This is a genomic window from Cylindrospermopsis sp. CR12 (assembly GCF_001432185.1).
GTDB classification, from domain to species: Bacteria; Cyanobacteriota; Cyanobacteriia; order Cyanobacteriales; family Nostocaceae; genus Raphidiopsis; species Raphidiopsis raciborskii.
On the sequence record NZ_LMVE01000058.1, the window covers coordinates 1 to 25,407 of the forward strand.

Below are 25,407 nucleotides of genomic sequence, written 5' to 3' on the forward strand. Positions count from 1 at the left end.
GTGGAGACTTGGACTACTAATCTCTAATGTGGGGGAAGATTTGACACCTTCCCCCAAGTGGGTAAGTGGAATTAAATATAAGATGAACGTAGGTTGGGTTGAAGTATGAAACCCAACACCCCCATGGGTTACGCTCCTACTTATGATTTAAGGAATATTAGCGGGATAGCACCAGATTGCTAGTTAATGTAATAGCCAAATCCTGTTCTGGGCGTAGAACAAACACATCAGCCCTGTTTTTTCTCAGTAACACACTGGCTAAAGCGCCCGCTGCTGCACCACCGATGGGTTCTAAAACCTCCACCTTTTTATTACCAGTGACCAGAGCGATCAAGGTTGCAGCACCAGCACCAATAGCAGCATCGGTTAGAATTTGACCAGTGTTACTTCCCTTAGTGATAGTTTCTGTTCTGGTGATGGTTCTGGAGTTGGCACTAATTGGTTGTGTTTTACCATTAGGAAACACCAATTCTGTAGCGACGAATCTTACCCCCCTTCTATTATTGCCACCTAAATTAACCGGTGTCAATTCTCCTGTTACCTCGCTATTAGCAGGGATTAAGATATTTCTATTACTATCCATAATATCATTAGCTATTCTCAGGGTCAGGGGTATTCTTTCCCCCGGTTGGAGAATTATTTTTTCTTTTTCATAGGTTACAGGTAGGGTCACATTAGCTGGAATGGTAATCGTGCGCGGTTGGTTAAAGTTAAATTGTGCTTGAGCAGGATTAGGGTAGATCCAGGGAATAACAGCCCCTGTGTTAATGGCTATGGTCATTAGTGTAGCTGCAGTTGCTTTCCAAGTTATTAGACCACTCATAAGATATTACCAATAATTGTCTTGGATAGTATGACCTAATCCTGGCAAAATAGGTTCCAAATAATAACCCGCCCTAGGGCGGGTTATTAGAGTTTAACAGGTTACTAAGTCAATGTTGAGCTTAGAAGCTGAAGGTAGTACGTATTGTACCTACATAGATATTGGGGTTATTTTTGTTGTGTTCGGGATCTAGGATCACTAACACACCTGGGGTAATGAGAACATTGTCAGAAACCTTGATTTTATACAAACCTTCTAAGTGGAAGGAAGTATCAGTTTCTCCTTTTATATTAGTACCTCCACTCTTACCGCCAGTGAATTTGGGAGGTTGACCGAAGACGAAACCAAGGGTGTTGCCTTCTCTAACGAAGTCTTTAATTGCCAGATTACCAGCCCAGTACCAAAAATCCCCAGTGCTACGAGTACCAGTTAAGGTGCTAGCAGTTGTGTAGCCGGCCCAACCACCTAGTGAAATCTTAGGAGTAGCTTTTAGGTTCAGTTGCACACCATAGTTACTGGCTTCGACTTTACCAGTAGATAGTCCGGTGCCTACTACACCACCACCGGTACTGTCAAACCCACCACTAAACCCACCAGATGTTTGGTAAACATGGGCGTAGGTTAATCCGAGATTGATAGCCTGATTCGGCTTAAACGCCAACTGACCAATAATGGTACTGTCGCCCTCAAAAAGTCCTTTATTGGGACCCGGGTCAGACGCAGTAGCACTACCTCTAGCATAGTAACCAGCACCCAGGGTGATAGCGTCATTAGCTTTGAGGTTCAGTGCGATACCAGATCCACCACGAGCTTGACGATAGATGGGACTAAAACGTCCGTAACGGGAGATGGAACCTGATCCACTGCTCTTAAAGTCAGGGTTAAAGGCTTCAAAGTTGTCATCTAGGTCAGCACCTATGGCATCAACCTTCACACTAAGATTGGGAAGGGGGTTGAAGGCGTAGTTGAGTTTATCAACTGAAAGCGCGTTATCCGCAGTGCTGTCATAACCCAAACGAGCCATGTTAGTACCCGTGCCACCTGCAGCAGCATTGCCGGATAGACTGCGAATATTCCCAGCATTTAACCTAGTTTGCAACCTATCCTTACCGCTAAAGCTGCTTTCCAAAGTCAACCTTACCCGGTCAGAGAAAGTGAAGTTGGAATTAATTTTCTCAGTACCGCCAGCTACACCGTTTCCAAAAGCTTGGGTAAGACCAAAAATAGCTTCACCCTTCAACTTGGTGGTGGTGGAGAACTGATTAGCTTCCAACTCACCAGTACGTGCTTCCAACGCATCAACTTGACCACGGAGAGTAGCCAATTCAGCGGAAAATTCTTCTTGTAAACGCTGTAAGGTGGCCAAATCTTCTTTTTTAACTGCATCAGCCGTTGAAGAAGCAATTAGCTCACTAACTCTTTCTAAACAAGCATTTAAACTAGCCGCGAATTCAAAGCGGTTTAGGGTGCGGTTACCACGGAATGTACCATCGGGATAACCAGAAATACAATTATAACGCTCAACTAAGGATTGCAATGCTTGGAACGCCCAATCTCTTGGCTGGACGTCACGAAACTGAGAAACAGAAGTTGTTTGACTAATCTTATCAGACGACAATTGAGCAACGCTGGTGGTTGGCTCTTTCACTTCATTTGCTAATACGCTGTTGGCAGAAAGGATGGTAGCTGCAACAACCGGACTCACTCTGAGAACACTCCAAAATAGTTTTGTCATGTTTTTACCTTTTCTCACACCTAAAGAAAATCAGGAAGATTTAAATCCCTATCATCAAATCCATTGATGGTTCGGGGAATTTACATATCATACCCTTACTGACTACTATACACTATTTTTGTTCCGGAACACAAATTATAAATTTTAATTTTTTATAGCCTTGGCTATCTCCAAGCCAGAATGGCTATTCTACCTGGCTCAACCGGAGAATAATACTGCGTTTGTGACGTGATATTTTTCCCTGGACCTCAAATTTCTGCAACAGTCTGGTAATTGTCACCCTGGTTGTGTTCAACACCTCTGAAATATCTTGATGGGTCAGGTTCAAATCAATCAACTTGCCCTGTTCCAAATCCCTACCAAATTTATCCCCTAACCACAGCAAAAAATGCCACAATCTTAACGACGTGGGCTTACAATGCAAAATATGTAAAATTTGTTCTGTCTGTTGAATGTGGGATAGCAAGCACTCAATGTGTTCATGCCACAAATGGGGAGGTATGATTGTTGCTTCTACACTAGTTAAACACTGAATTTGATAAGGTGTGACTTTTGACAAAGCATGACCAGTAATATCTCCAGGTCCCCAGTAACCTAGGGTAATACCCGTGCCCTCTTCATTCCAGGTCAAGGTGCGCACTACACCACGCTCAATCCGCCACAGAACATCATTTCTGACCGGAATAATTGAGTGCTGGGTAAGTATCTGTTGCGGCAAACTCTTTCTTGGTAGATGGATGATATTTTCAGTAGGGTTCATTGCCAGAAATGCCAGAAGGGTTTATTAATAGAGGTTAGTTACTGCAATGTTAAATAGTGACATCTTAATAATTGTTAGACTTTATAATCAGTTATTAAGCTCTACAAGCTTTAGCTATATGGTTTAAAGGCAATTTTAAGAGCCTATCACCCTTTGGCTAAAGCCGTAACATATTGTTTGACAATATCTGACTACAATAGCAAAGATTAATAATTAAAAGGTTAAGAATGAGTTATCATCTGGTAAAAAATTGAACCCAGCTTAAGACCCCCAAGGGTAAGCTGTCGTGCAGGTAATAATTTATTGATCGAGCGCAAAACCCCATCCCCTTGTGGGTGGGGCGGTTGACTTTGACAATCCATGTAAATTGTCTAGTATTGTCCGCCATCGGTTGACCGTCACTTTCTGGGTAGACAATTTCAGGCGTCTTTGCACCCTGATGAACGTCACGTAATAAGGTTGTTTCCAACAACCTTATTACGTCACAACACCTATTCCTTCTTACGAAGGTCAAGACTATTTAAGTCTAATGCGGATGTGTTTGTGGCTGGGGGGTTTCTAGTCGCAATACCTATTCCTTCTTAAGAAGGTCAGGACACTACCATAACACACCTTTTTTTGGTTGTCAACCAATTGTCGCAATACCTATTCCTTCTTACGAAGGTCAAGCTTACGTACAGCAGAAGAAGTGCCAACCGTTTTTTGTTGACCTTCGCACTTTCTTCGTTAATTACTGATTTTTCTGTCTAAAGATAGATGTAACTATTCCTATAGACAGAAGACAAAGTTTTTATTACCAGGTTAATATTATATTTAACCAGTTACGTTCATGTTTAATTCCAATTTTATGCTTATAAATATGCCATTACAAGAAATATCACACTTTAAAAATAAAATTATCTTTGGTGATAACTTATCTGTTCTTAAACAAATAGAAAATGATACTTTTGATTTAATTATTACCTCACCTCCATATTTTCAGCAGCGTAATTATGGCAATGGTGATTTAGAAATCGGTAATGAATCCACAGAAGCAGAATATTTAAACAATATACTAACTGTTTTTCAAGAATGTGTAAGAGTTTTGAAAAGCACAGGAGCAATAGTTTTTAATTTGGGAGATAAATATATTAATGGAAGTTTATCCCTCATACCTTATAAATTTGCTATTCAAGCTACTGAAAATAATAATATTTTTTTGATTAATCAGATTACTTGGTCAAAACTTAACCCTACACCACGTCAGGATAAAAAAAAGTTAATACAAGCTACAGAACCTTTTTTCATATTTGCTAAATCTAAAGATTACTATTTTAATCTAGATAATTATTTACAACATTTAGATACATTCAATAAAACAGCAAAAACTAAACCATCAGATAAATTAGGTAAAAAATACCTGGAATTAATTAAAAATTCTGACTCGAGTGCAGAACAAAAAGCAAATGCCATTAAAGCATTAAACGAGGCAATTTCAGCAGTGCATAATGGCGACATTGAAGGATTTAGAATGAAAATAAACGGCGTGCATAAATTGGCTTATGGTGGTCAAAATGGAGGTAGAAATAACCAAATCAAAAATAATGGATTTACTATTATTAGAATTTTAGGAAATGCCATGAAAAAGGATATTATAGAAAGTCCGGTAGAAGTAACTAAAAATAATCATCATCCAGCAGTTTATCCTTTATATATTATTCAGGAACTTATTAAGTTATTAAGTAAAGAAGGAGATTTTGTCCTTGATCCTTTTTGTGGTAGTGGTACAACTTGTTTAGCAGCTAAAAATTTAAATCGTCATTATTTAGGAATTGAAATCAATCCTGATTATGTTAATCTAGCTAATAGTCGTATGGCAGAATCTAATTTTCAACAACAGGAATTATTTATATAAGCAGAAGTTTTGAATGTTAAAAATATCGGTTCTAGAATAGAATCGGTAAGGTTATTTTTTAAAAACTTCACCATGGCTAAACACTTTAACACTGCTGTTACATCAATTACAGTGGCACCCGTTATCAAAGTTATGTCCCTATTCAAAAGACAAGGTGTGCTTAGGCGATCGCTTCAACTCTATAATAGAAGCAATCAACGGTACAGGTATAAGTTATGATAACAATCCACAATTTTCGCCGTTACCTCCTCCGCACTGAGTCCATCAGTTTCTATTTCTAACGCGTCTGACGCTTTTCTCAAAGGGGAAATCTTTCTGGTGCTATCTTTTTCGTCCCTTTCCTGAATCTCTTGCTTCAACTGCTCTAAACTCACTTCGCCTCGCCCCTGTTTAATAAAGTCTTGCTGGCGACGACGGGCCCGCTCCTCTACTGAAGCTGTAAGAAATATTTTTACTTCCGCATCAGGAAAAACATTAGTACCAATGTCTCTCCCTTCAGCGACTAAACCCCCTTTCTCACCCCATTTTTGCTGTTCTCTCACTAGGAACTGACGAACCGCACTTTGACCAGATACACCTGATACTTTTGCTGTTACTTCTCCACTGCGTATCTCTTTGGTAACATTATGATTGTTTATCCATACCTCTAGCGGAATTTCTGGATTTTCCGTGGCAATCAGTTCTATTTTACACTCTCTCGCTAAACAGGCGATCGCCTGTTCATCTTCAGGATCAGTGCCGGTTTGTAACACTAACCAGGTTATGGCTCTATACATAGCTCCTGTATCTAAATACACTAGCCCTAACTGTGTTGCCACTTGTTTAGCTACAGTAGATTTACCAGCACCAGCGGGACCGTCAATGGCGATAATTGGTTGTCTAGTCTTCACATCAGATAAAATTGTGTTGTCAATTAGTCTTGTATTACCAATGCGGGCTGCGATCGCCAACATTCCTTCTTCCTGAATTTCGTTTAAAGGCATTAGTGTACTTGGTTCAACTAATTCAATATATTCCACGTAGATATTCGTAGATTTTGCTATTTCAGCTTGGACTATTCCTAGAAGCTGATCACTATGGCGAATACCAGATTTGAAAGCTGTCTTGGCTTCAACTAAGCTTTGATGCAATAAGACAGCTTGCTCTTTTTCGGTGTCAGTCAAATACTGATTACGAGAACTCAAAGCTAAACCTGAAGCTTCTCGTACTGTTGGACAAGCAACAATTTCTATAGGAAAATTCAAGTCAGCCACTAGGCGTTTAATAATAGCTAGTTGCTGACCATCCTTGTTTCCAAAGTAAGCTCGATCTGGTTGTACCACATTAAATAGTTTGGTGACAATAGTCGTCACACCTTGAAAGTGTCCTGGTCGATAACTAGCACACAAACCGTTAATCATACCAGATGGAGGCAAAACTTGTGTAACCTGATTTTCTTGTTTGCCAGAAATTCCCATTTCTTCAGGACTAGGTGCAAAAATAACATCTACTCCCGCTTGTTCACAAAGTAATTTATCCTGATCTAAAGTCCGAGGGTAACGTTGATAATCTTCCTGAGGTCCAAATTGAAGCGGATTAACAAAAACACTGACTACTACCGTATGGTTTTCTTCTCTAGCCCTTTGAATTAGGCTTAAATGACCTATATGAAGTGCGCCCATGGTAGGCACTAACCCAACAGGAGTAGGAAACCACTGAGCTTGTTCACTCAATAATTGAGTATTATTTTTATTATTTGTTTGCTGACGACGCTCCTGTAGGTAACATCGTAAACTTGATATAGTTGTTAGTACACGCACAAAATTCCTTTAAAGTGTTCTGGTATAGCTGATAATCTCCAATGAAAAAACCTGATCTCCGAGCCAGGGAATTGAATTCCCTGGCCACCTCCGGAGCTATGCCAAGGTATGGATAAGTGCACAGGTAGAGTCGAGGAAAAGTATTATCTACCTAGAACCTCAATCCGTACTGCAGCAACACCACTACTAACCATCCCTAAGATTCGGGCGGCGCCCACAGAAAGGTCAATAACTCGACCACCTATATATGGTCCACGGTCATTAATTCGCACCACTACGGAACGACCATTGTGAGTGTTTGTGACACGAACTTTTGTCCCCAGAGGTAAACTGCGATGGGCTGCGGTCATGGCCTCCGGATTAAATCTTTCCCCGTTGGCCGTCTTTCTCCCAGCCCAATCATAACCATACCAGGAGGCCATACCTCTAAAGTTGATTCTGATCCCACCAATAGCAACTTTTTGGGGGAGTTTGGGTATAGATATATTTCCTGGCTTGGGTAAGTTGGCAATTTCCCTGACCTCAGCTGTTTCTCCCAGAATTTTTCTCAAATGATTGGTTGCTTGTAAGGCATCCTTTGCCAGATCGTTTGTACCATCTGCTAACCGGGTGGATTCATTGATTTCCACCAGCTCTTTGCCGTCAAATCTAATTGTATAACCTGGATTTACTGAAGTGGGTACACTTTTATTCCCACTCGGACGATTGTTGGTAGAATATTTCCCTTTGGGATTCCAACTGACGGTAACTTGTCTACCGTCTGCACTGTCTAGCACTAGCTGGTTAATTTTCGCTGCTACTAAGCTGGCTCTATATACTGGGTCATTGACCAAAATGGATCTGGGAGACTCCTTCGCACCCCTAATACCGCCCCCGCTGGTAATTTGGGGTGACTTACCGGTGTTTACGTTGCCGTATTTTACAACTTTACTACTCCCCACCTTTGTTTCTCCGCGAGAACCCAAAAAGGTGAGAACTGGAGTATTTCGGATGTAAAGAGTTGCTGCTTGACGACCCTGTAGGCTATGTGGTTGAATTCTGGTCACACCCTCTAGCTCAGGTTCCCGTGTTGGGGACTGGTACTCTCCCACTTTTACCGCATCACCTTTGGTAGATGCTTGTTTAATTGGGGTACTCCCCTTAGCTGTTTGAGTAAAACCCATTGCAGGTAGGCTCGCAACAGATAGAAACACGGCAGCAGTAGTCCACAAATTTTTTTGATTCATGAGTTTGTTTTTAAAGCGACTCTAGAACTTTTGTTTTTTTTACTTCTTGATGTCCTTGTGTCTTTTACCAGGTTTTGGTAACCGAGAGGACAACGCGAAATCGTTCCGTTTTCACTTTTGATTTGTAACCCGATTACACTAACATGAATTTTTGGGATTGGGGATCAGGGATTTACCGTAGGTCTGGCTTTGTTGCTTCCTGTCATTATTCTCTTTTTTCACTCCAAACCTTTTGTAAATCAGCTTTTTGGACGTGTAACATTTTTTTTCAAATGGTAAATAATTTTTTCTTAGGAAGCCATATTAACCTGCTCTTAGCTGACTGGGCTAATATCTTGATCGTTAAATCCGACAATAATTCCCCATACAGTAGTGAGAGTTATATTTGAAACACAAGTTTTATAGAGTATTTAGTTATAAAAAATATGCTTTGATAGAAATCTACGTACTATTTTGGTGGTTATATTCCTGTAAAATACCATAAAAGTCCCATCTTAACTGGCTGGTGGATTTATGGTTCAGTAAGAAAAATGTGATTTAAATGATATAAAAAGTACATCAATCTGATAAAATGTAAAGTATAAAAGTATTTGGAATGATTAACTAAATATATTGATAAGAAATTAATAGCAGTATACATAAGCCGTATTAACGGATTAAATAATACTAGTGGTGAAATAGCCAAAAAATCAGCTCAATCTTAATTCGTGGTTTTTAAGGTAATAAAAGTTACTTCGTTTTTATAAGATTTACTTTATCTATCAAATATATTGATTAAAACCAGGTATTAGCTTGATAGTAACTTTCTATATGCAAAAATTTGGTGTATTTTGTTTGTTTTATTGAAATAAGTTAAAATATGTGTTTTACAATTAGTGCAAAGTCAGTTACCTTTTACATTAGTTTATGTATTTATTAAGTTAGCATTAATGTTGGCTTAGTATGTGGTTCGCATGTAAAGTGTATAGTATAGGATAGATATATTAGTGGGCTTGAGCTAAAAAAAATGGTATCTAACACTACATCATTCAGAGATATTGAAAATCATTGGGCAAGTTTATTCATTCGCGCATTAGCCCAAAGGCGAATTCTCAATGGCTACCTTGATGGTACATTTCGCCCAGATAACCCCGTCAGTCGTGGAGAGTTTGCAGCCATGATGGGGGCGATTATCAACTTACCAGTAAAAAGGGAATATATAACGTTTAAAGACGTTCCGGATAACTACTGGGCTAGAAATGCGATCAGAAGAGTATATGAGACAGGAGTGATGACAGGTTATCCTGATCAAACTTTCCGTCCCAATGATAGGGTGTCCAGAGCCGATGTATTAGTTGTTATAGTTAATGCTTTGGGAATTGCCAGTCAGTTTTCCCCCGAACTGGTGGGTAGACTGGCACAGACCTATGAAGATGCAGCAAATATTCCCAGTTATGCCATTAATTCTATTGCGATCGCATCTGGGAATAGTTTAGTAGTGAACTATCCGAATATCAAACTACTGAACCCCCAAAGTGGAGCGACCCGTGGAGACGTGGCGGTGATGATGTATCAAGCCCTTGTGTACTTAGGTAGAGTGCAAAAGATTAATTCACCATATATTGTCACACTACCTTTAGGGGTCAAGACTGTAAAGGTGAGTCACCAGAGGGAATTTCGGGGCGCCTGGATAACAGTAGTCTGGAACAGTGATTGGCCATCTAAACCGGGATTAAGTGTGGAGCAGCAGAAAACTGAACTACTGGAAATCATCAAACAACTGCAATCCTTAAACTTCAACGCTCTAATCTTGCAAGTACGTCCAGAGGGAGACGCGGTGTATGCTTCCCCCATAGAACCATGGAGTGCTTGGATTACAGGAACTCAAGGCAAAGCTCCCGAACCGATTTACGATCCCCTGGAATTTGCCATTGAGGAATGCCATAAGCGTAATATAGAAGTTCACGCCTGGTTTAATCCCTACCGAGCAAAAACCACCACCAAAAGTGGATCTAATGTTAGTCCCCATATAGCCATAACTAATCCCGAAGTGGTTTATAGATGGGGTAATCAGTTATGGATGGATCCTGGTGCCAAAATTGTTCAAGACAGAGCTTATAATGTTATTATTGATGTACTAACTCGTTATGATGTAGATGGTATTCATCTAGATGATTACTTTTACCCCTATCCCATATCTGGTCAATCATTTCCCGACGAAAAGACATACAGTGCTTATAAAAATAGCGGTGGTAAATTGAGTGTGGAAGATTGGCGAAGAGAGAACGTCAATCAAATGGTGTGGAGGTTATCGGAAGGCATTAAAAAAATCAAAGCCCATGTAAAATTTGGCATTAGTCCCTTTGGTATTTACCGTCCGGGACAACCAGCAGGAATTGTGGGTTTAGATCCCTATAGCGTTCTGTATGCTGATTCAAAAAAATGGTTACAGGAAGGTTGGATTGACTATTTAGCACCTCAGCTATATTGGCGGACAGATCAAACACAACAAAGTTATGAAACCCTGCTAAAATGGTGGACAGAAGTCAACACTAAACAGCGACATATTTACGCTGGTAATAATATTGGACAACTAGATGGTAAAGTATGGAAAAATTCAGAAATTGAAAAACAAATTGTCATTTCTCGCAACCTGGCTGAAAATTTTTCCCTAGGGAATATCTTTTTCAGCATGAAATCCCTAGCGGAAAATCGTCAAGGGATTGGGGATCAATTTAAACAGGTGTATTACCCTCGTCCTTCCATCGTTCCTACTATGTTATGGAGAAATCAAACACCTCCACCGCCTCCTCAAAATATAACCTTTCAAGATGGAAAACTAAATTGGCAAAGGGGAGATAATAGATCTGTACGCTCTTGGACTCTCTATCGTCAAACTGGGGATACCTGGATAATACAAAGAATTTTATCTGCTGGTACTACTTTTGCAACTGTACAACCAGGTAATTATGCAGTATGTGCGGTAGATAGACTGGGTAATGAGAGCTTAGGTGTGACAATTACAGTTTCGTGAACTGAAGAGAGATAAAAAAGGGTAAAATATGTAATTTACCCTTTGTGTTGGATTAAAAAAATGAAAGAAAGACTAGACATATTATTACTAAAACTAGAACTATGTGGTTCCCGTCAGCAAGCTCAAAGACTAATTCAAGCTGGGGAAGTAATGGTCAATCAACAAATAATAGATAAACCAGGAACAGAAATAGACATAAGTGCGGAAATTCAAATTAAAGAGCATCCCCCCTTTGTTTCTCGTGGGGGTGAAAAACTGGCCAAAGCAATAAAACTGTTTGAAATTTCTGTGAGGGAGCGCATTTGCTTAGATGGGGGAATTTCCACGGGAGGTTTTACCGATTGTCTATTACAAAATGGTGCCAAACAGGTGTATGGTATTGATGTTGGTTATGGACAGGTTGACTGGAAAATCAGAAATGATGGTAGGGTGATTTTAAAAGAAAGAACAAATTTACGAGAATTACAACCAGAACAATTATATCTAGGGTTAGATAGCTTTGCTGATTTAGCAGTTGTAGACGTTTCTTTTATTTCTCTTAGTAAAGTTCTACCTGCAGTTTGGCGTTTAACTCAAGCACCAAAAGAGGCGGTGTTATTAGTCAAACCCCAGTTTGAAGTTGGCAAAAATCGTGTAGGTAAAAAGGGAGTAGTACGGGATGCTAAAGACCATGCCCAGGCAATTTTCCAGGTTTTGCAGACTGCTTTACAACTGGGATGGAATTATAGGGGATTGACTTTTTCTCCCATCACAGGACCTGCGGGGAATATTGAATATCTTTTATGGTTGAGCATGATAGGTGAAGTCTCCCAACCGGAGTTAATAACCATCGAGGAGCTAACTAAAAAAGCAGTAAGGGAGTTAACTACTAAATGAGCAATAGTTCAAATATAAGTTCAAATATAAAATCTCTCCATGAAGAGAACTATCAATTGTGGTTAGAATCAACCATTGACAATTTAAAACAGGGCAATTTTGACCATATAGATATTGACAACTTAATAGAAGAGATTTCCGAAATGGGCGGTAGTTTAAAAGATGCCTTAGAAAACAATTTAATTGTGATTTTAGCCCATTTACTCAAGTGGCAATATCAACCCCAAAAGCGTTCTGGTAGTTGGAAAGCTAGTATTAAAGAACATCGACGCCGAATTAATAAATCTATCCAAAAACACCCCTATTTAAAAAAATATTATGAGAAGATTTTTTCAGAATCCTACCTCCCCGCTGTAGATTGGGCCATGGAAGAAACTGGATTATCACCGGAAACTTTCCCATCCCAGTGTCCTTTTACCCCTGAACAGGTGTTGAATGACCAATTTTTGCCCGGAGACTAATGATGAAAAAAGATGAGCAATTGCTATCCGATAAATATAATATAGGTTACAATAGGAAAACTGTAAAAAAATAGAATGTCAAATGTTTTGGGCTGATAAAATCGCTGCTGATGCACAAGGTTACCAGGTAGTTAATGATTCTAAAACCCCTTCAGGAAGGGTTCACGTCGGATCATTGCGGGGTGTAGTTATCCATGATGTTATTTACCGTGCCTTGAAACATGCAGGTAAGCCTGTAAAATTCACCTATGGTGTGGATGACTATGACGCTTTAGATACGGTGCCCAAATATTTAGACCGGGAAAAATTTAAACCTTATTTGGGTTTTCCCTTGTGTAATGTCCCTTCTCCTGGGGAAGGTGCGCCAGACTATGCTAAATATTTCATTGGTGAGTTTTTTGAGATTTTTGAGTATTTAGGAATCCAACCAGAGACCTATTTCCTACGTGATTTATATCGTTCTGGTAAACTTAATTCCCATATCAACATCTTTTTAAAAAACGCTCACCTGGTTAGACAAGTGTATAAACAGGTCAGTAAAGCAGATCGTCCAGAAAACTGGTACCCTTTTCAGGTGATTTGTGAAAATTGTGGCAAGATAGCTACCACTGTGGTTACAGATTATAACGGTTCCGAGGTTTTTTACACTTGTCAACCGGACTCCACTAATTATGTTCAAGGTTGTGGTCATTCTGCTTGGGTGTCTCCTCTTAATGGTAATGGCAAATTACCTTGGAAGGTTGAATGGGTAGCCAAGTGGGACGTTTTGGGTGTAACTATTGAAATGGCCGGTAAAGACCACTCTCAAAAAGGTGGTTCTAGGGATGTGGCTAATGCCATTTGTCGTCAAGTTTTGGAGAAACAACCTCCCTTTCATTCACCTTATGAATTTATTCTTGTCAATGGCACAAAAATGAGTTCTTCTAAGGGTGTGGGTTCTAGCGCTAGGGAAATTGCTAATTTATTACCACCTGAGTTATTAAGGTTTTTAATGTTAAGAACTCAGCCAAGAACGGTTATTAATTTTGCCCCCAATTATGAAACCATTACTCGACTGTTTCGGGATTATGATACCTTAATTAGTAAGTATGAGGTTAATCCTGAATTAACTGAAGAGTTAATGTCTTTATTTTATGCTCAACTAGGGGATGAGGTGAAGGTTTTTCAGCCTTTTGATTACAGCACATTAATTTCTTTGTTGCAAATCCCTCGGTTAAATATTCAAGATGAAGTTGTGCAACGTAGTGCTAATTCTTTAACTGAGTATGACCAATTTATTGTCAATCAAAGAATTGCTTCAGCTCAAAGATGGTTAGAAGATTATGCGGATGAGGAAGAAAAGTTAGTTTTGTACTTAGAACAAGTGCCAGAAAAAGCCCGTGGGTTAAGTTCAGAACAGGTAACTTATATTCAAAAGTTAGCTGAAAATCTGGAATGTGTTACCCCTTGGGAAGCAGAAGCATTACAAACCGTGATTTTCTCCACTACTAAAGAGTTAAACATCCCTCCAGCGGATGCTTTTAAAGCCTTATATCTGGGATTTTTAAACAAGGAAAAAGGACCTAAAGCAGGGGGTTTATTCTCCTATTTGGAAAAATCTTTCGTTATTTCCAGATTACAAGAAATCACAAGAAAATCGCCGAAAGGCACGGAAGCCACTTGGCTTTAGACAGGAAGTGCCAACGGCGAATTTATTCGCCTTGATGTTTAACCGTGATGCGGATCTTCAATATTCCAGTGTTGTCTTCATGTTGTTGGCTGCTATTGACAAGTAAATCATATCTCAACTATACTTTTGAAATCAACAAACATTGAAGGTCGAACAATGTACGGATGCCAACAAGTTCTTATCAAGAACGAGTTAGTCGTGGAGTATATCAAACTTCTGATGGGTTCAAAATTAATGCGGACTGTAATGGTGCTGCTAATATTTTGAAAAAAGTAGCGGTGATGCTAGGAATTGATCTTAGCGGAATCAGTAGAGGCTGTTTAAGCCAGCCTCAGAAAGTTCGTTTATGGACTCTTCAGAAATCTCCGTGTCTTTAGACCGGAGAAGCTTAAAGCCTTATACCATTAGGTTCTTTCCTTTGTTTTTAAAAACAGATTCTAGCTATCCATACTCTATGGGTAGCTTAGATTAGTTAGGAGTTTTTAGCACAATTTTCGTAGGGTTCTATTTTGGCAGGTGTAGTGAACTTTATACACGACTTCATTGCGATTGGGTGATCCCAAGGAGAGTACGGATTTATTCCCCGAATGAGGGGTAAGAGTCTTGGGAAAAATATTATATGTTGCCAACTGCTTAGCCAGTTGTTGTAAAAGCTTGTCCTGTTCAGCTCGAAAACTAGAAACTTGATTACCACGATTGATAATTGTAAACCACACTAAACCGCGATCGCGTGTAGGAAGCACCCCAGCCAAAGCACTAACATCACTGAGAGTGCCAGTTTTCATGACAGTAGCATTTGGCATATTCCGATGCTGCATTGTTCCGCGATTATCTAATCCAGAGGTAGGAAACAAATCAGCTAAGCTCAAATTACTCGCCATTGCTTCTCGCTGAAGTGCCATAAACATAGCAGCAACTGCTCTGGGAGAAATGCGATTTTCCCTTCCTAGTCCAGAACCATTAATTAATTGAATTTCTGACTGAGGAACCATAGCCAATTGAGATGAGATGGATCTAACCACATCTGCACCACCTATATACTGCGATAACATTTCAGCTATTTCATTATTACTATACACATTCATCTCTTTGATGATTTGATGTAGTGGTAAAGAAAGATGACGTATTAATAAAGTTTGAGGTAGTAGTTGATTGTGGCGAGATGGTGGAGCGACCTTTATGGCACCATTAATTACCAGTTGAGGTTTCAATGTTCCCTTAGGCATAATAGAATGCTGGTAGGTTAAATTACGGTTCCAAGTTTTGTGATTGAGGGCTTGTTTAAAGATTTGACCTGCTACATTGGGATCGCTAGAGAAATTCATCGCAAACTTGCCACTAACAACCAAATTACCCTTTATCTGTTGAATACCCATTTTATTTAAAGTATTACCAATAGCAATAGCTTCTTCCCCCACAAACATAGGATCGCCACCACCACTAACAACTAAGTCACCATTGACCACCCGATTAACTATAGGACTAGTAATACCAACTAGTGTTTGAAACTGATAATTGGGACCCAAGGTTTTAAAGCTCGCTAAAGAAGTAGCTACCTTAGTTAGGGATGCAGCAGGTAGGGGTACAGTACCTTGGTGATTGGCCATTAATATGGGACCTGATTGTAGCCAAATTCCCTGATGACCGACTAAATTGGGCTCGATTAACTTAGAAGATACTAACCCTTGAAGATATTGCCTTGTGGTCATAGCTCCTACCAGACTTGGATCTGGGGCAATCACAAAGCCCGGACTGGTTTGTCCTGCTAGTGTTTCTAGAGCGCTGACAGGTTGAATTTTAATTCCCGCTAAATCCAGCCAAATAGAAATTAAACCTGAACCCAATAATTCCAGCATATTTAATTCCCTTACATTAGAATATGTAATATAATCTTATATTCAATAGATTAATATATAGATTTCCTGGGCAAGAAGAACGCGCCCAGGTTGAAATTATAGCTTTTTTTTGCCAAGTTTGCAACAGGGTGGATTTAGACACCACACCCACAATCCACCTTTACCCCTGCTTTGGTTCGAGTATCTCTTCCACAGTTTTAGACAAAGTGGATTTAGGTACTGCACCTACATGGAAACCAACCTTTTCTCCTCCTTTAAAAACTATCAGTGTAGGAATACTGCGAATACCATACTTACTTGCAACATTTGGGCTTTCGTCTGTATTGATTTTAACGACTTTCAGTTTTCCTGCATACTGTATAGCAATTTCCTCCACCACAGGGGCAACCATACGACAAGGACCACACCAGGGGGCCCAAAAATCAACCAATACGGGAATTGGACTGTCAATAACTTCTTGTTCGAAAGAAGCGTCTGTAACTTCTAATGCTGCTGACATTGCTAAAAACCTTCATCTGATATAGTTGTGAGCTTTATGACAATTCTATCACACCTTGACATATTGGAGATTTGATCAGAGACTTTTGCCGAAAGTGCCTCATTTTTCCTTCTAAGATTCTAAGATCTAATAATTAAGAAACCGCCCGAAATAAAGTTCAGGCGGAGTGTGGTGTGAGGAGTGAACGGAAACATTTGTCTCCGCTATTTCTATTGTAAGCTACAGATATGGTTTTTCGCAGGTTTGTTGACAGTAGTGGCAAATTTTTTTTCCACAACCTAACTTAACTGACCTTTACTTACCCATACCCAGTTGTTGAGCTTTTTGATAAACCTTACCCTCTGTTAGTAAAGAAGGAGCAATTATAACTTCCACCTGTTGCATCTCTTTGAGGTTTTTAGCCCCTAGGGTGCCCATACTGGTTTTTAAAGCCCCTAACAGGTTATGAGTTCCATCATCCAGTCCAGCTGGACCTTTGAGAATTTGTTCTAGGGTACCTGTTGTACCAACGCGAATGCGAGTACCACGGGGAAGAACAGGACTAGGAGTTGCCATACCCCAATGATAACCCCGACCTGGCGCCTCTGCTGCTCTAGCAAAGGGTGAACCAATCATCACTCCGTCAGCACCGCAGGCAATACACTTACAAATGTCTCCACCAGTAATTAAACCTCCATCGGCAATAATGGGAACATATTTACCAGTTTCTTGATAAAAATCCTCCCTAGCTGCAGCACAATCAGCAACTGCGGTAGCCTGGGGTACGCCTACACCCAAGACACCACGGGATGTACAAGCAGCACCTGGTCCAATACCTACTAAGACGGCTGCAGCACCAGCTTTCATTAAGTTCAAGGTTACTTCGTATGTAACACAGTTACCTAAAATAACTGGTATGGGCATAGAATGGCAGAACTGCACTAAATCAAGTGGGGTGATGGACTCTGGTGAAATGTGGTCAGTAGAGACCACTGTGGCTTGGATGAAAAATAAATCTGCTCCACTTCTAGATACCACTTCACCATATTTGCCAGCTCCTGCTGGTGTAGCACTAACTGCGGCGATCGCACCCTGTTGTTTAATTTCCTGAATACGTTTTTCAATTAGTTCGGGCTTGATTGGTTCGGCATAGAGATCTTGCATGAGGGAAACAAACTCTTCTTTACCCACAGAGGCAATCTTATCCAAAATGGGATTTGGATCGTCATAGCGAGTTTGAATTCCTTCTAGGTTGAGAACCCCTAAAGCTCCCAACTCAGATAACTTTACAGCCATATCCACATCAACCACCCCGTCCATGGCACTGGCAATAATTGGTATTTCTCTTTCGATCTTACCAATTTTCCATCTAGTATCCGCCAAACTGGGATCTACTGTTCTTTTACCGGGGACTAGGGCAATTTCATCAATGCCATAGGCTCGGCGAGCCTTTTTTCCCCGCCCAAGTTGAATTTCCACTCTTGCACCTTTCTCAAATCAGTTTAAGCTAGGGTATCAAAATTAGGGGGATATTGGGGGAGGAAAAAACTATGAACATTAATAATTATCTTGCAGACTGGATTCTATCAAATATGGCACCATCAGCAAAGAATTGCTTCTGCACTGCATCCCAACCACCTAAATTGGAAACTGTATAAAGCTTAACAATTTTGGGAAATTTATTGGCTACCTCTTTGGCTACCGTGGGATCAACTGGTCTAAATCCAACCTTGGCAAATTCCCTTTGTGCTTGTGGCGTAAATAAAAATTCCACAAATGCTTCCGAAACTTCACGAGTACCTCGTTTATCCACAATTTTATCCACTACGGTTACAGGACCCTCTATAGAAATATTCGTTGGTGGCACTGCGTAGGTTGTATCTGCTTTACCCTGTTGTGCTGCTAAAATTAGTTCGTTCTCATAATTCAGTAGTACATCTCCCTGATTCTTTTTATAAAATGCGTCACTTGCTTCTCTAGCATCTTTGGGTAACACTACTACATTTTTGAACACCTTTTGCACAAAGTCTAGGGCTTGTTTTTCATTACCTCCATTTCGAGTCACTGACCCCCATAAAGCTAAAAAGTTCCATCTTGCCCCTCCTGATGTTTTGGGATTAGCTGTGACTATTTTTACTCCTGGTTTAATTAAATCTTTCCAAGTGTTAATACCTTTAGGATTTCCTGCTCGTGTTTCGATGGCTACAACTGAACGGGTAACTATAGAATTATTAGGTGCTTCCTTTTCCCACCCTGGGTTAATCAAACCTGCTTTTTCTATTCTCTTAGTGTCCAGTGCTAGTGCTAATCCTACTACGTCTGCTTGTAATCCATCAATCACCGCACGAGTTTGAGTACCGGAACCACCATAACTTTCTTTGATGATTACATCTTGACCTTTTTCCCTTTTCCACTTGGCTACGAACTCGGGAATAATTTTACTGTAAGCAGCTTTTGTAACTGCATAAGTTACAAGAGTAATCTCTACGGTCTTGGGTTTCTGACTAATTAACTTGTTTTGATTTGCACTTCCCGCCAATACGGGTAATACGGTGCTAACACCTAAAATAACCGCCAACACTGTATTGGTAGTTTTTAAAAACGCTACATTTTTGATAGACATGGTAACTTTTCCTCTGATTGTTGTAATCCACTGTAAGTTGATAGGCAATTTGTAATTAGCCTACTGATTGGACTCTATCAAACCGCTCACTCAAAATCAATAGTTAAAAGACTAAATATCTACCGTATAATCGGTGTATTTAATTAAATCATAGATTATAGCTTTATTATAAGTAATACTTATCTAATAATTTTCTAATAATTTTTTTGATCTAGTGGGCAACTTTTGTCCCTAACCTGCTAGAATCACCTCATTGTCTATCGTCAAAGTCAGGTTTTCTTTCCCATATTTTTAAAATTACCAAGGAGAACACAAATGGGTTGGGGTTGTAGATTACCCGTAAGCATACTGCGCGTAAAACCGACCAAGAGTTTTATTTCACCTTGCTTAATAGGTATATTTTTAGGTGTGGTGGTTAGTGGTTGTGGAGATAGGGGAACTAATTCCTCTAGTAAGAAAGAGGTGGAAATCACTTTAGTGTCCTTCGCCGTGACAAAGACCGCCCATGAAGCGATTATTCCTAAATTTGTGGAAAAATGGCAACAAGAGCATGGGCAAAAAGTGATATTTAAACAAAGCTATGGGGGTTCTGGTTCACAAACTCGTGCGGTAATTGATGGTTTACCCGCTGATGTTGTGCACCTAGCTTTGGGCTTGGACACTAAAAAGATTGAAAAAGCAGGTTTAATTCAACCAGGTTGGGAAAAAGAAGCTCCGAATAATGCTATAGTTTCCCAGTCTGTAGCTGCTTTGGTAACCCGCCCAGGCAATCCTAAAAATATTAATACCTGGGCTGATTTATCAAGGGATGATGTAAAACTAATTACTGCTGATCCTAAAACATCCGGGGTAGCACGTTGGAACTTTCTGACTTTGTGGAACTCAGTGATTAGGATTGGTGGTGATGAAGCCAAGGCTAAGGAATTTGTGAGCCAAGCATATAAAAATGTTCCCATTTTAACAAAGGATGCGAGGGAAGCCACAGATACTTTCTTTAAACAGGGTCAAGGGGATGCTTTGATTAACTATGAAAATGAGATATTTTTAGCGCAGGAAAATGGAATGAAGGTTAATTACACAATTCCTGACGTGAATATTTCCATTGATAATCCCATTGCGATTGTAGATAGGAATGTTGATAAACATAACAATAGGGAAGTAGTGGAGGCTTTTGTTCAGTTCTTATTTACTCCCCAAGCTCAAGAGGAATTTGCCAAAGTTGGTTTTCGTCCAGTAAATACTACCGTAGCAAAAAGTAAAATCTTTGTAGATAAGTATCCTCCCGTTAAGACTTTGAGTACAGTGAAAGATTTAGGCGGTTGGGGAACCGTGCAGAAAAAGTTTTTTGATGATGGAGCCTTATTTGACCAGATTCAAGCCCGGGGCAAATAGTTGAATCAATTATGAATTTAGAATTATGACCTTATCCACACCCACAGATGTGAGCAACTCCAACAGACCAGGTTTTGCCAGAACATTGTTAAATAGCGCGACTCGTTTATCTTGGACATGGCGAATTACTATTTTTTACCTGTTGGTCATGTTATTTTTACCCGTTTTGGCTATGTTTCTCAAAGCTGGTACGGAACCACCAACAAAGTTTTGGCAAATTGCTACCAGTGAAATAGCTTTAGCCACTTATAATGTGACTTTTATTACTTCCCTTTTGGCGGCGGCGGTTAATGGGGTGTTTGGAACCCTAGTGGCCTGGGTTCTGGTCAGGTATGATTTTCCCTTAAAACGAATTGTGGATGCCACCGTAGATTTACCATTTGCCTTACCCACTTCAGTAGCTGGTTTAACCTTAGCGACTGTTTACAGTGATAATGGTTGGTTAGGCTCTCTATTGGCACCTTGGGGAATTAAAGTTTCTTTTACTCGGTTAGGTGTAGGTGTAGCAATGGTATTTATATCCTTGCCTTTTGTGGTGCGAACTGTACAACCTGTACTGCAAGAAATGGAAAAGGATGTGGAAGAAGCTGCGTGGAGTTTGGGCGCTTCCCCATGGCAGACATTTATGAAAGTGATTTTGCCACCCCTATTACCGACAATTTTAACCGGAGTGGCTTTAGGTTTTTCCCGTGCTGTGGGTGAATATGGCTCCACAGTCATTATTTCTTCTAACACACCATTTCAAGACTTAATTGCACCAGTATTGATTTTCCAAAGATTGGAACAATACGATTATTCGGGTGCAACAGTAATAGGGGTGGTCTTACTGCTGATTTCCCTGGTTTTATTGGTGGCAATTAATTTATTACAGGCTTGGGCAAGAAGATATGACAACAAATAAATCACGACAAAAATCACAATATCAAAAACAGCAAAGTTGGGTACCATCTGTTTTAATTGCCATAGCAGTTGGTTATTTATTTCTGGTACAGTATATTCCAGCTATTAATGTTTTTGTTCAAGCCTTTATTAAAGGTGTTGAACCTTTCTGGAATAACTTAACCAAAACAGACTTTCTTCATGCGGCCTGGTTAACTCTCTTGTTAGCAGTAATTTCCGTACCTATTAACGCTGTATTTGGTCTATGTGCAGCCTGGGCGATCGCACGGCATAAATTTCCTGGGCGTGCAATAGTTTTAAGTATTATTGACCTTCCCTTTTCCATTTCCCCCGTAGTAGCGGGTCTAATGATTGTTCTGCTATACGGGAGACAGGGATGGTTTGGAGGTTGGTTGCAATCCCATGATATTCAAATTATCTTTGCCTTTCCTGGGATGGTTCTAGCGACTTGTTTTGTCAGTATGCCATTTGTTGCTAGAGAAGTGATTCCAGTATTGGAGGAGTTTGGTAAAGATCAGGAAGAAGCAGCAAAAACCCTAGGAGCTAATGAGTGGCAAACATTTTGGCGTGTTACACTACCCAGCATTCGTTGGGGTTTACTTTATGGTTTAATCTTAACTAATGCCAGATCCATGGGGGAATTTGGGGCGGTTTCTGTAGTATCTGGAAACATCGCTAATACTACCCAAAGTTTACCTTTATTTGTAGAGGATGCCTATAAACAATATGAAACGGAGGCGGCTTTTTCTGCAGCAGTTTTGTTAGCACTTTTGGCAGTGGTCACCTTGGTGTTAAAAGAGATTTTAGAGCGCAAAACTCGTATTAAGGATGATGGGGAAAACTAGAAAACTAATTGTGGGATAGGCGTTCTTTCCCACCTTCACCTGGTTGACGGCTATAATTGACCAAATAACAGCAAATATATAGGCATGAAACCGTGACCGAAACTGGAAAGTACAAGGATACCGTTAATCTCCCCCAAACTGATTTTGATATGCGGGCAAACGCAATAAAACGCGAGCCAGAAATCCAAACATTTTGGGCGGAAAATAACATTTACTCGCGCCTGGCTCAAGAAAACCCGGGCGAACTATTTATACTTCATGATGGACCTCCCTATGCCAATGGCTCATTGCATATTGGTCACGCTTTAAACAAGATTCTCAAAGATATTATTAACCGTTACCAATTACTGCAAGGTCGTAAAGTTAGATACGTGGCTGGGTGGGATTGTCACGGACTGCCAATTGAATTGAAAGTCCTGCAAGCTATGAAGTCCGCAGAACGGCAAAATCTCACTCCCTTACAGTTACGTCAAAAAGCAAAAGATTTTGCTTTAGTAGCAGTTAGGGAACAACTAAATAGTTTTAAACGTTATGGGATATGGAGTGATTGGGATCATCCCTATTTAACCCTACAGCCAGAGTATGAAGCCGCCCAAATTGGTGTATTTGGCAGAATGTACTTAAAAGGATATATCTACCGAGGTCTCAAGCCTGTGCATTGGAGTCCCAGTTCTAAAACCGCTTTAGCAGAAGCTGAATTAGAATATCCAGAAGGACACGTTTCTAGGAGTATTTACACCGTTTTTCCAGTAATTAAGGTTTCGGAAAAGCTGAAATCAGTTTTGGCACATTTTATGCCCGATTTGGCACTGGCTGTGTGGACAACTACTCCCTGGACCATACCTGGCAATTTAGCCATCGCAGTTAATGGGTCATTAAATTATGCGGTGGTGGAGGTTTTACCTAATGAAACTTCCCTTTTCCACCACAAATATCTGATTGTGGCCACTGATTTAGTTCCCCGCTTGACCACCATTCTCAATGTGGATTTGAGAGTGCAGGTGAGTTTTGCTGGTGAGGATTTAGAACATACTATCTACCGTCATCCCCTATTTGACCGGGAAAGTCCTGTGCTTATTGGTGGTGATTATATTACTACCGATTCCGGTACGGGTCTGGTACATACAGCTCCCGGTCATGGTCAAGAAGATTACATTGTCGGACAGCGTTATGGCTTACCAATCCTCGCTCCCGTAGATGAAAATGGTAATTTTACTCAGGATGCTGGTAAATTTGCTGGCTTGAATGTTCTAGGGGAAGGTAACCAAGCAATTATTGATGCTCTTGCACAAGCAGGTTCTTTACTAAAAGAAGAGGCTTATCAACATAAATATCCCTATGACTGGCGTACTAATAAACCAACTATCTTCCGAGCTACAGAACAGTGGTTTGCTTCAGTTCATGGCTTTAGAGAGGATGCTTTAAAGGCGATCGCCTCAGTAAGGTGGATTCCTCCCCAAGGGGAAAACCGTATTACCCCCATGGTAGCAGAGCGATCGGATTGGTGTATTTCTCGTCAACGGGCTTGGGGTCTTCCTATTCCCGTATTCTACGACCAAGAAACGGGGGAGGTATTGCTAAACGAGGACACCATTAATCACGTTCAAGCTATTATTGCCCAGCGAGGTTCTGATGCTTGGTGGGAACTAGAAATTGCAGAACTCTTACCAGAACCCTACCGTAGTAATGGGCATAAATATCGTCGAGGTATGGATACTATGGATGTGTGGTTTGACTCTGGTTCTTCTTGGGCAGCTGTAGCTAATCAGCGACAGGAACTAACCTATCCCGTTGATATGTATTTAGAAGGCTCAGATCAACATCGAGGGTGGTTCCAGTCTTCCCTATTAACCAGCGTAGCAGTAAATGGCATTGCTCCCTATAAAACCGTATTGACCCATGGATTTGTCCTTGATGAACAAGGAAGAAAAATGAGTAAGTCAATTGGTAATGTGGTAGATCCACAAATTATCATTAATGGTGGTAAGGATCAGAAAAAAGACCCCGCCTACGGTGCAGATGTGTTGCGATTATGGGTTTCCTCCGTTGATTATTCCGGGGATGTCCGTTTAGGGGGTAATATCATTAAGCAACTAGCTGATATCAGGAATAAAATCCGTAATACGGCAAGATTTTTATTGGGTAGTCTACATGACTTTGACCCGGAAAAAAATGCGGTTTCTCTGGAAAAATTGCCGGAATTGGATCGGTACATGTTGCATCGTATATACGAGGTGTTTAGTGAAGTAACAGCAGCCTTTGAAACCTTTCAATTTTTCCGATTTTTCCAAACAGTTCAGAATTTTTGCGTTGTAGACCTGTCTAACTTTTATTTGGATATTGCCAAGGATAGATTATATATTAGCGCAGCTGATAGTTTTAGAAGGCGCAGTTGTCAAACAATCCTACATATAGCCCTGGAAAACCTAGTCAGGGCGATCGCTCCAGTGTTGTGTCATACTGCGGAAGACATTTGGCAATTTATTCCCTATTCCAGAAGTGAGAAATCAGTGTTTCAAGCTGGGTGGGTAAAGGTTGATCCCCAGTGGAAAAATCCTGAATTGGAAAATAAATGGCATACTTTGAGGATGCTGCGCACGGATGTTAATAAGGTCTTGGAACAGGTGCGGATGGAAAAAAGGATTGGTTCCTCCTTAGAGGCCAAAATATTAGTTCACCTTACCAATTCGCATTCACCCCTATCTCAAACCATCAAAGACTTCCATTTCAACCCGGATAGGGAGAATGGAGTGGATGAACTGAGATACCTGCTCATAGTATCACAAGTAGAAATCCCAGAGGATTTAACCCAACTCTCCCAATTGCAATATACAACAACTACAGAAAATTGGACCATAGGGGTGGTAAATGCGGAGGGAGAGAAATGCGATAGGTGTTGGAATTATTCCACTCATCTGGGAGAGTCCTCAGACCATCCCCTGTTGTGTGAGAGATGTATTTTGTCCCTAGCGGGTGAGTTTTAGACCTGTCTAAGTAGGTGGGTGGAATTAAATATAAGATGAACGTAGGTTGGGTTGAAGTATGAAACCCAACACC

At 40.3% G+C, this 25,407-nt stretch carries 19 protein-coding genes and 1 pseudogene; 10 read left to right on the top strand and 10 right to left on the bottom strand.

What is annotated here, in order from left to right:
• Positions 1-157 precede the first annotated feature (157 nt).
• The 4 genes and pseudogenes from ASL19_RS07660 to ASL19_RS18555 all read right to left on the bottom strand — a co-directional run.
• A complete protein-coding gene (locus ASL19_RS07660; RefSeq protein WP_057177887.1) occupies positions 158-823 on the bottom strand; it encodes a hypothetical protein in 666 nt (221 codons plus the stop codon).
• A gap of 121 nt (positions 824-944) precedes the next feature.
• Positions 945-2,558: an iron uptake porin gene (locus tag ASL19_RS07665; protein ID WP_057177888.1), complete on the bottom strand. Its 1,614-nt coding sequence runs from the start codon at positions 2,556-2,558 to the stop codon at positions 945-947.
• A gap of 184 nt (positions 2,559-2,742) precedes the next feature.
• Positions 2,743-3,318, bottom strand: coding sequence for a Crp/Fnr family transcriptional regulator (locus tag ASL19_RS07670; protein ID WP_057177889.1), 576 nt, complete (start codon positions 3,316-3,318; stop codon positions 2,743-2,745).
• A 346-nt stretch (positions 3,319-3,664) separates the two neighbouring features.
• Positions 3,665-3,796, bottom strand: a pseudogene (locus tag ASL19_RS18555) (Uma2 family endonuclease); the annotation flags it as partial.
• A 381-nt stretch (positions 3,797-4,177) separates the two neighbouring features.
• Between ASL19_RS18555 and ASL19_RS07675 the strand changes: the two are divergent.
• Positions 4,178-5,212 carry a site-specific DNA-methyltransferase gene (locus ASL19_RS07675; protein WP_100068177.1) on the top strand — a complete coding sequence of 345 codons (1,035 nt, stop codon included), beginning with the start codon at positions 4,178-4,180 and terminating at the stop codon, positions 5,210-5,212.
• A gap of 194 nt (positions 5,213-5,406) precedes the next feature.
• Here ASL19_RS07675 and ASL19_RS07680 read toward each other — a convergent pair whose 3' ends face one another.
• Together ASL19_RS07680 and ASL19_RS07685 are read right to left on the bottom strand one after the other, a co-directional pair.
• Positions 5,407-7,011 (bottom strand): bifunctional pantoate--beta-alanine ligase/(d)CMP kinase, encoded by a 1,605-nt coding sequence (locus tag ASL19_RS07680; RefSeq protein WP_057177890.1) that lies wholly within the window; start codon positions 7,009-7,011, stop codon positions 5,407-5,409.
• 143 nt (positions 7,012-7,154) lie between these two features.
• Positions 7,155-8,237 carry a septal ring lytic transglycosylase RlpA family protein gene (locus ASL19_RS07685; protein WP_057177891.1) on the bottom strand — a complete coding sequence of 361 codons (1,083 nt, stop codon included), beginning with the start codon at positions 8,235-8,237 and terminating at the stop codon, positions 7,155-7,157.
• 1,006 nt (positions 8,238-9,243) lie between these two features.
• Here ASL19_RS07685 and ASL19_RS07690 point away from each other — a divergent pair.
• From ASL19_RS07690 to ASL19_RS07710, 5 genes are all read left to right on the top strand, one after another.
• Positions 9,244-11,250 carry a family 10 glycosylhydrolase gene (locus ASL19_RS07690; protein ID WP_057177892.1) on the top strand — a complete coding sequence of 669 codons (2,007 nt, stop codon included), beginning with the start codon at positions 9,244-9,246 and terminating at the stop codon, positions 11,248-11,250.
• A gap of 60 nt (positions 11,251-11,310) precedes the next feature.
• Positions 11,311-12,126: a TlyA family RNA methyltransferase gene (locus ASL19_RS07695; protein WP_057177893.1), complete on the top strand. Its 816-nt coding sequence runs from the start codon at positions 11,311-11,313 to the stop codon at positions 12,124-12,126.
• Entirely contained in the window at positions 12,123-12,587 is a 465-nt protein-coding gene (locus ASL19_RS07700) for a DUF29 domain-containing protein (RefSeq protein WP_057177894.1), read from the top strand. Before ASL19_RS07695 ends, ASL19_RS07700 begins: the two co-directional genes overlap by 4 nt.
• An 82-nt stretch (positions 12,588-12,669) precedes the next feature.
• Positions 12,670-14,256, top strand: coding sequence for a lysine--tRNA ligase (gene lysS, locus ASL19_RS07705; protein ID WP_057177895.1), 1,587 nt, complete (start codon positions 12,670-12,672; stop codon positions 14,254-14,256).
• A 164-nt stretch (positions 14,257-14,420) separates the two neighbouring features.
• Positions 14,421-14,633 (top strand): hypothetical protein, encoded by a 213-nt coding sequence (locus tag ASL19_RS07710; RefSeq protein ID WP_235528948.1) that lies wholly within the window; start codon positions 14,421-14,423, stop codon positions 14,631-14,633.
• A gap of 105 nt (positions 14,634-14,738) precedes the next feature.
• Here ASL19_RS07710 and ASL19_RS07715 read toward each other — a convergent pair whose 3' ends face one another.
• The 4 genes from ASL19_RS07715 to ASL19_RS07730 all read right to left on the bottom strand — a co-directional run bounded on the left by ASL19_RS07715 (position 14,739) and on the right by ASL19_RS07730 (position 19,213).
• The gene (locus tag ASL19_RS07715; RefSeq protein WP_057177896.1) at positions 14,739-16,112 is read right to left on the bottom strand and encodes a D-alanyl-D-alanine carboxypeptidase; all 1,374 of its coding nucleotides are present in this window, start codon (positions 16,110-16,112) and stop codon (positions 14,739-14,741) included.
• 160 nt (positions 16,113-16,272) lie between these two features.
• Positions 16,273-16,611, bottom strand: coding sequence for a thioredoxin (trxA, locus tag ASL19_RS07720; RefSeq protein ID WP_057177897.1), 339 nt, complete (start codon positions 16,609-16,611; stop codon positions 16,273-16,275).
• A 294-nt stretch (positions 16,612-16,905) separates the two neighbouring features.
• Positions 16,906-18,069: a GuaB3 family IMP dehydrogenase-related protein gene (locus tag ASL19_RS07725; RefSeq protein ID WP_057177898.1), complete on the bottom strand. Its 1,164-nt coding sequence runs from the start codon at positions 18,067-18,069 to the stop codon at positions 16,906-16,908.
• 85 nt (positions 18,070-18,154) lie between these two features.
• Positions 18,155-19,213, bottom strand: coding sequence for a sulfate ABC transporter substrate-binding protein (locus ASL19_RS07730; RefSeq protein WP_057177899.1), 1,059 nt, complete (start codon positions 19,211-19,213; stop codon positions 18,155-18,157).
• Positions 19,214-19,528: 315 nt separating this feature from the next.
• Between ASL19_RS07730 and ASL19_RS07735 the strand changes: the two genes are divergently transcribed.
• From ASL19_RS07735 to ileS, 4 genes are all read left to right on the top strand, one after another.
• A complete protein-coding gene (locus ASL19_RS07735; RefSeq protein WP_057177900.1) occupies positions 19,529-20,605 on the top strand; it encodes a sulfate ABC transporter substrate-binding protein in 1,077 nt (358 codons plus the stop codon).
• Positions 20,606-20,630: 25 nt separating this feature from the next.
• On the top strand, positions 20,631-21,506 hold the full coding sequence (gene cysT, locus ASL19_RS07740) for a sulfate ABC transporter permease subunit CysT (RefSeq protein ID WP_057177901.1): 876 nt from the start codon (positions 20,631-20,633) through the stop codon (positions 21,504-21,506).
• Positions 21,493-22,350, top strand: a complete 858-nt coding sequence (gene cysW, locus ASL19_RS07745; protein ID WP_006278420.1) for a sulfate ABC transporter permease subunit CysW — start codon at positions 21,493-21,495, stop codon at positions 22,348-22,350. Before cysT ends, cysW begins: the two co-directional genes overlap by 14 nt.
• 92 nt (positions 22,351-22,442) lie before the next feature.
• A complete protein-coding gene (ileS, locus tag ASL19_RS07750) occupies positions 22,443-25,334 on the top strand; it encodes an isoleucine--tRNA ligase (RefSeq protein WP_057177902.1) in 2,892 nt (963 codons plus the stop codon).
• Positions 25,335-25,407: the final 73 nt, after the last annotated feature.

Excerpts from the sequence above, each read along its gene's own strand:
- ASL19_RS07660 (WP_057177887.1), bottom strand. The coding sequence starts at position 823 with ATGAGTGGTCTAATAACTTGGAAAGCAACTGCAGCTACACTAATGACC.
- ASL19_RS07665 (WP_057177888.1), bottom strand. The coding sequence starts at position 2,558 with ATGACAAAACTATTTTGGAGTGTTCTCAGAGTGAGTCCGGTTGTTGCA.
- ASL19_RS07670 (WP_057177889.1), bottom strand. The coding sequence starts at position 3,318 with ATGAACCCTACTGAAAATATCATCCATCTACCAAGAAAGAGTTTGCCG.
- ASL19_RS07675 (WP_100068177.1), top strand. The coding sequence starts at position 4,178 with ATGCCATTACAAGAAATATCACACTTTAAAAATAAAATTATCTTTGGT.
- ASL19_RS07685 (WP_057177891.1), bottom strand. The coding sequence starts at position 8,237 with ATGAATCAAAAAAATTTGTGGACTACTGCTGCCGTGTTTCTATCTGTT.
- ASL19_RS07690 (WP_057177892.1), top strand. The coding sequence starts at position 9,244 with ATGGTATCTAACACTACATCATTCAGAGATATTGAAAATCATTGGGCA.
- ASL19_RS07695 (WP_057177893.1), top strand. The coding sequence starts at position 11,311 with ATGAAAGAAAGACTAGACATATTATTACTAAAACTAGAACTATGTGGT.
- ASL19_RS07700 (WP_057177894.1), top strand. The coding sequence starts at position 12,123 with ATGAGCAATAGTTCAAATATAAGTTCAAATATAAAATCTCTCCATGAA.
- lysS (WP_057177895.1), top strand. The coding sequence starts at position 12,670 with ATGTTTTGGGCTGATAAAATCGCTGCTGATGCACAAGGTTACCAGGTA.
- ASL19_RS07710 (WP_235528948.1), top strand. The coding sequence starts at position 14,421 with ATGCCAACAAGTTCTTATCAAGAACGAGTTAGTCGTGGAGTATATCAA.
- ASL19_RS07715 (WP_057177896.1), bottom strand. The coding sequence starts at position 16,112 with ATGCTGGAATTATTGGGTTCAGGTTTAATTTCTATTTGGCTGGATTTA.
- trxA (WP_057177897.1), bottom strand. The coding sequence starts at position 16,611 with ATGTCAGCAGCATTAGAAGTTACAGACGCTTCTTTCGAACAAGAAGTT.
- ASL19_RS07730 (WP_057177899.1), bottom strand. The coding sequence starts at position 19,213 with ATGTCTATCAAAAATGTAGCGTTTTTAAAAACTACCAATACAGTGTTG.
- ASL19_RS07735 (WP_057177900.1), top strand. The coding sequence starts at position 19,529 with ATGGGTTGGGGTTGTAGATTACCCGTAAGCATACTGCGCGTAAAACCG.
- cysT (WP_057177901.1), top strand. The coding sequence starts at position 20,631 with ATGACCTTATCCACACCCACAGATGTGAGCAACTCCAACAGACCAGGT.
- cysW (WP_006278420.1), top strand. The coding sequence starts at position 21,493 with ATGACAACAAATAAATCACGACAAAAATCACAATATCAAAAACAGCAA.